Source organism: Acidovorax sp. GW101-11A03 (assembly GCF_059424825.1).
On sequence record NZ_JBWKZU010000118.1, the window covers coordinates 1 to 5959 of the forward strand.

Here is a 5959-nt window from a genome sequence, read left to right on the forward strand (position 1 = left end):
GTTCCTGCCCATCACCGACGAGGTCATCACCCACGGCCTCTCGCCCGACATCCAGGCCGACCGCTACGTGCCCGACCTGGCCGAGCGCGGCATGTGAAGGCCCTGAAGAACTAAAGATTCGAATAAAAACAGGCTCTACCGCCTGATGGTCATGCCTTTTGAGCTATAAAAAATATAGCAATTGGCATGCGCAAGACCTTGGTACCAGACCATGAACTTTCAGCAACTGCGCTCCGTGCGCGAGGCCGTGCGGCGCGGCTTCAACTTGACCGAGGTGGCACACATGCTGCACACCTCGCAACCCGGCGTCAGCCGCCAGATCCGTGAGCTGGAGGACGAGCTGGGGGTGGAGATTTTTGTGCGCGCGGGCAAGCGCCTCACCGGGCTCACGCCGCCGGGCGAGGTGCTGCTGCCCACGCTGGAGCGCCTGCTGCTCGAAGCCGACAACCTCAAGCGGGCCGGGCAGGACTTCAGCGACAGCGCGCAAGGCCGCCTGTCGGTGGCCGCCACGCACTCGCAGGCGCGTTATGCGTTGCCCCAGGTCGTGCGCGACTTCCGCGCCATGTTCCCGCAGGTGTCGCTGCACCTGCACCAGGGCTCGCCGCGCCAGGTGGCGGAGATGCTGCTCTCCGGCGAGGCCGACATCGGCGTGGCCACCGAGGCCCTGGCGGGCTACGACGCGCTGGTCACGCTGCCCTGCTACCGCTGGACGCACAGCATCGTTGTGCCCCCGGGCCACCCGCTGCTGGCCCACCCCGGCCCCGTCACGCTGGAGCAGCTGGCCGACCACCCCATCATCACCTACGAACTGGGCTACACCGGCCGCGCGCACATCGACACCGCGTTTGCCAACGCGGGCCTGGCCCCCGACATCGTGCTCACTGCCATGGACGCTGACGTGATCAAGACCTATGTGGAGCTGGACATGGGCGTGGGCATCGTCGCCTCCATCGCGGTGGACGAAGACCGCGACCGCCACCTGCGCATGATCGACGCGGGCCATCTGTTTGAAGTGAACCTCACCCGTCTGGGCCTGCGGCGCGGCGCCTGGCTGCGGGGCTATGCCTACCGCTTCATCGAGAGCTTTGTGCCCACGCTGACGCGGGACGTGGTGGAGCAGGCAGTGGTGCAGGGGGGCCGTGGCGTGGAGGAGGGCGACGGATGATGGTGGGGCGCACGCAAGAGCGCTGCACCTGCATGCGGGGCTGAATGCCTCTCCATTTGTAACTTCCACCATGCAGAACATCGGCCTCTGCGGTGGGCGCCGTGAGTGGTGCTGTGGGTGGCGCTGTGGATGGTGCGATGGCGGCCTTGCACGGGCGTTGCGTGCCGCACTTAATTCCCTTGCCCCGGTTCGCCACTTGCACTAAGCTGGTTTTCACTCGATGGATTGAACCCACACGGCGCCCGCCAAGGCCCGCTACAGAGGCACCCGCGGCGTCGGCAACGATTGCAGAGGGGAGGCTGCGTTGGGCACCACACCAGATTCTTTGGACAGTTCGGCCGACAGAAGCTCGGCCTTCCTGTCAACGCTGTCGGCAGACAAGCGCCATTGGCGCATGGCCGGTGCGGCGGTGTGCGTGTCCTTCCTGATCTTTCTGGCCATTGCGCCTTTTGCGCGCACGGCTTTACCGCCGGTGGCCGCCTTCATTCCGGTTTACCAGACCGCACTGGTCACCAATGACCTGATCACCGCCGTCCTGCTGATGGGGCAATACAGCTTCTTGCGCTCCCGCGCGCTGCTGGTGCTGGGGGCGGGCTACCTGTTTTGCGCTTTCATGGCGGTGGCGCATGCGCTGAGCTTTCCGGGGCTTTTTGCCCCGTCGGGCGTGCTCGGGGCCGGGCCCCAGACCACGGCCTGGTTGTACTTCCTGTGGCATGGCGGGTTTCCGCTGTTTGTGCTGGCCTATGTGTGGATGAAAGAGCGCGGGGCCTCCGAGCTGGGTGTAATGGAGACAGCGCAGGCGACAGGGGCTGCGCGCAGTGGCATTGCGCTGGCCGCATTGGGGGCGCTGGCGCTGACCGTGGTGCTGGTGCTGCTCACCACCGTGGGCCACGACGCCTTGCCGGTGCTGATGCGCGGCAACCAGGACGACACGGGCAAGCTGCGGGTCGCTTTTCTGACCTGGACGCTGTCTTTGGTGGCCCTGGTCTGTCTGTGGCGCAAGGCGCGCAGCGTGCTGGACCTGTGGCTCATGGTGACGCTGGTGGCCTGGCTGCTGGACATTGCCCTGGCAGCAGTGCTGAACGGCGCGCGGTTTGACCTGGGTTTCTACGGCGGGCGTGTCTATGGACTGCTGGCGTCGTCGTTTGTCCTGATCGTGTTGCTGCTGGAAAACAGCCGCATGTATGCTGACCTGGCCCATGCCAATGTGCGCGAGCGCCAGCGCAACGCCGAGCTGGAGCTGGCACGCAACGAGGCCAACGCCGCTGCGCAGGCCAAGTCCAACTTTCTGGCGGCCATGAGCCACGAAATCCGCACCCCCATGAACGGCGTGATCGGCATGATCGACGTGCTGGCGCGCTCCAGCCTCAAAAGCCCGCAGGTTGCCATGGTGGACCTGATCCGCGACTCCGCCTTTTCGCTGCTGAGCGTGATTGAAGACATCCTGGATTTTTCCAAGATCGAGGCCGGCCACCTGGGCGTGGAAGACGAGCCCATGGCGGTGAGCGAGGTGGTGGAGAAGGTCTGCGCCATGCTCAACCGTCTGGCAGAAAAACAAGGCGTTGAACTGACCCTGTTCACCGACCCCGAGATCCCCCCCGTGCTCCGGGGCGACGCATTGCGCCTGCGGCAGATACTCATCAACCTGGTCAACAACGCCATCAAGTTTTCGGCCGGGGGGCGCACCGCAGGGCGGGTGGCGGTGCGCGCGGTGCTGGTGCAGCAAGAGCGCCAGCGGGTGACCCTGGAGTTCCAGGTCATCGACAACGGCATCGGCATGGGCGAGGCCACCCTGGCCACGCTGTTCACGGCCTTCACGCAGGCCGATGTGTCCACCACCCGCCGTTTTGGTGGCACGGGCCTGGGCCTGGCCATTTCCGGCAATCTGGCGCAGCGCCTGGGCGGCAGCATTTCTGTGACTAGTGCGCCGGGCGAGGGCTCCACCTTCACGCTGCGCCTGCCGTTCACGCGCGCAGAGTCTGCGGGCGGCAAAACGCCGTCGGTGCCGTCCCTGGTGGCGGGCCTGTCCTGCCTCATCATCGGCAACGGCAAGACACTGTCGGGTGACCTGGTGGCCTATCTGGCCAAGGCGGGCGCCCACACCGAGCATGTGGAGAACCTGGACGCAGCCAGCCACAAGGTGCCCAGCCTTGCGCCGGGGCCCTGGGTCTGGGTGGTCAACACCGACGCCGAAAGCCCGACCTCGCTGGACAGCCTGCGCGCCGTCGCGCGCTCCAATCCGGGGTTGACCGTTCACTTTGTGGTGGTGGGGCATGGCCCTCACCGGTATCCGCAACAGATCGACGCCGACCGCGTCTCCATCGACGGCAACGTGCTGACCCGCAGCGCGCTGCTGCGGGCGGTGGCCGTGGCGGCGGGCCGCGTGCCGCACCAGGACGAAAACACCGCGCTGGTGCCTGCACGCTATGTGGCGGCGCCGGTGGCCTTGTCGCGCGAAGAAGCACGCCGCCAGCGGCGCCTGATCCTGGTGGTGGAGGACAACGAAATCAACCAGAAGGTCATCATGCAGCAGCTGTCGCTGCTGGGGCTGACCGCCGACCTGGCAGGAGACGGCCTGCAGGCGCTGATACGCTGGCGCAGCGGCGACTACGCGCTGATCGTGACAGACCTGCACATGCCGGGCATGGACGGCTACCAGCTCACCTCCGTGATACGGGCCGAGGAACAGGAGCGGGCCAACGCCCGCATCCGCGCGGGCGAGCCCGTGACCCCGCCGGTGCGCATCCTCGCCCTTACGGCCAATGCCCTCAAAACCGAGGCCCAGCGCTGCAAGGACGCGGGCATGGACGACTACATGAGCAAACCCGCACCCCTGTCGCAATTGCAGGAGCTGCTGGAGCGCTGGTTGCCCAAGCCCACATCCAACGCAGACCCTGCTGCCGAGCCACCCAGCGCCATGCGCCCACTCGCCACCGGGCCGGTAGATATCCAGGTCCTGCGCGGCCTGGTGGGCGACGACCCCCAGCTCATCCGCGAGTTTCTGCAGGCTTTTCGCAGCAGCGCCGCACGCATTGCGCAAGAGGTGGAGCAGGCCTACCGCGCCGGCAGCGCCGCCAAAACCGTGGCGGCCGTGCACAAGCTCAAGTCGGCCGCCCGCTCGGTGGGGGCGATGGCGCTGGGCGATCTGTGTGCCGACATGGAGCAGGTGGGCGCGGCTGGGCAGATCGACGCGCTGGCACTGGCATTTGAACACTTCAAGCGCGAGATGGCGGCCACAGACCAGCATCTGGCCGAACTTTTGTCCGACAACGTGCAGGATGGTGGTGCGCCATGAGTGCCAAGTCCGACATCCACATCCTGGTGCTTGACGACGAGCCCTTCATGCTCAAGCTGCTGGCCCAGCAACTGGCCAACCTGGGCTTTACACAGGTTGCCACTTGCGACAACGGCCAGGCCGCACTGGGCAGGGTGGACGATGCGGCGCAGGCACCGCAGCTCATCCTGTGCGACCTGAACATGCCCGGCATGGATGGCATGGAGTTTGTGCGCAAGCTGGTGGAACACCGGTACACCGGCAGCCTGATCCTGGTGAGCGGCGAGGACGAACGCACCCTGCAATCGGCCCGCACGCTGGTGCAGGCCCATCACATCGAGGTGCTGGGCAGCCTGCACAAGCCCGTGTCGCCACAGGCACTGTTTGCCCTGGTGGAGCGATGGGTGCCACCCGCCCGCGTACCCCAGCGCCTGCAGGGCAAGGGCTACAGCGTCGATCGCCTGGCCCTTGCCATCCAGACGGGGGAGCTGGTCAACCACTATCAGCCCAAGGTCTTGGTGTCGAGCGGCGAGATGGTGGGTGTGGAGACCCTGGTGCGCTGGCGCCACCCCCTGGACGGCATGGTGTACCCGGACCAGTTCATCGGCATGGCCGAGGCCCACGGGCTGATCGATGCACTCACCCAGGCGGTGGTGGCGCAGGCACTGAAGGACAGCGCCGCCTGGGCCCTGCAAGGCCTGAAGTGCAAGGTGGCCATCAACGTGTCGATGGACAACCTCGGCACGCTCGACTTCCCCGAGCAGGTCACTTCCGCTGCGGCCGCTGCGGGCGTCGCGCCACAGTCCATCGTGCTGGAGGTGACAGAGAGCCAGCTGATGAAGGACCTGCGCGCGCCGCTGGAGATCCTCACGCGCCTGCGCCTGCGCCGCTTCAAGCTGTCCATCGACGACTTTGGCACAGGCCACTCATCGTTGGCCCAGCTGCGCGATGTCCCGTTTGATGAACTGAAAATCGACCAGAGCTTTGTGCACGGCGCCCACCACAACGAAACCCTGCGCGCCATCTTCCATGCCAGCCTGCGCCTGGCCAAGGAGCTGGGCATGGAGGTGGTGGCCGAAGGCGTGGAAGACGCCGACGACTGGAGGTTTCTGCAGCAAACGGGCTGCGACCTGGCCCAGGGCTACTTCATTGCGCGGCCGATGGCAGCCGAGGCCATTCTGGAGTGGCGGGACGGGTGGCAGCGGCGGTGGGTGCTGGAGGGGTTGGGGGCGCCGGGGGGGTGATCCTGGACAAAAAAACTAACCAAATCGGCCGTCTGCGCGCGATGGATAAGCGCTGGTAGCTATCAATTTGATACTAACCACCACGCAGCCTTCAGCGTGGCATACACCCCGCAAACCCCTTGGGGCCCGCTGCCGACACCTCGGCCAGTGTGACCAACTCCACCCGGTCGTTCTGCCCCGGCATCTTGGTCAGCCGCTGGCCGTTTTGCCAGCGCCACTGCTGGCCGTCAAAGCTGTAGATGAAGGTGTGCGTGCGGTTGGAGAGCAGGTGCGCGG

The 5959-nt window shown here is 66.1% G+C and carries 3 protein-coding genes and 1 pseudogene; 3 read left to right on the plus strand and 1 reads right to left on the minus strand.

Going from position 1 to position 5959, the window contains the following annotated elements; all coding sequences use genetic code 11:
- The first annotated feature begins 211 nt into the window (after positions 1-211).
- The 3 genes from AC07Z7_RS24690 (at position 212) to AC07Z7_RS24700 (ending at position 5683) form a co-directional block, all read left to right on the plus strand.
- Positions 212-1165 carry a CysB family HTH-type transcriptional regulator gene (locus tag AC07Z7_RS24690; protein ID WP_494767992.1) on the plus strand — a complete coding sequence of 318 codons (954 nt, stop codon included), beginning with the start codon at positions 212-214 and terminating at the stop codon, positions 1163-1165.
- A 304-nt stretch (positions 1166-1469) separates the two neighbouring features.
- Positions 1470-4460 carry a hybrid sensor histidine kinase/response regulator gene (locus AC07Z7_RS24695; protein WP_494767993.1) on the plus strand — a complete coding sequence of 997 codons (2991 nt, stop codon included), beginning with the start codon at positions 1470-1472 and terminating at the stop codon, positions 4458-4460.
- A complete protein-coding gene (locus AC07Z7_RS24700) occupies positions 4457-5683 on the plus strand; it encodes an EAL domain-containing response regulator (protein ID WP_494767994.1) in 1227 nt (408 codons plus the stop codon). Before AC07Z7_RS24695 ends, AC07Z7_RS24700 begins: the two co-directional genes overlap by 4 nt.
- A 91-nt stretch (positions 5684-5774) precedes the next feature.
- On the opposite strand, the pseudogene AC07Z7_RS24705 reads toward AC07Z7_RS24700, so the two are convergent.
- A pseudogene (locus tag AC07Z7_RS24705) lies at positions 5775-5959 on the minus strand (hypothetical protein); the annotation flags it as partial.

Excerpts from the sequence above, each read along its gene's own strand:
- AC07Z7_RS24690 (WP_494767992.1), top strand. The coding sequence starts at position 212 with ATGAACTTTCAGCAACTGCGCTCCGTGCGCGAGGCCGTGCGGCGCGGC.
- AC07Z7_RS24700 (WP_494767994.1), top strand. The coding sequence starts at position 4,457 with ATGAGTGCCAAGTCCGACATCCACATCCTGGTGCTTGACGACGAGCCC.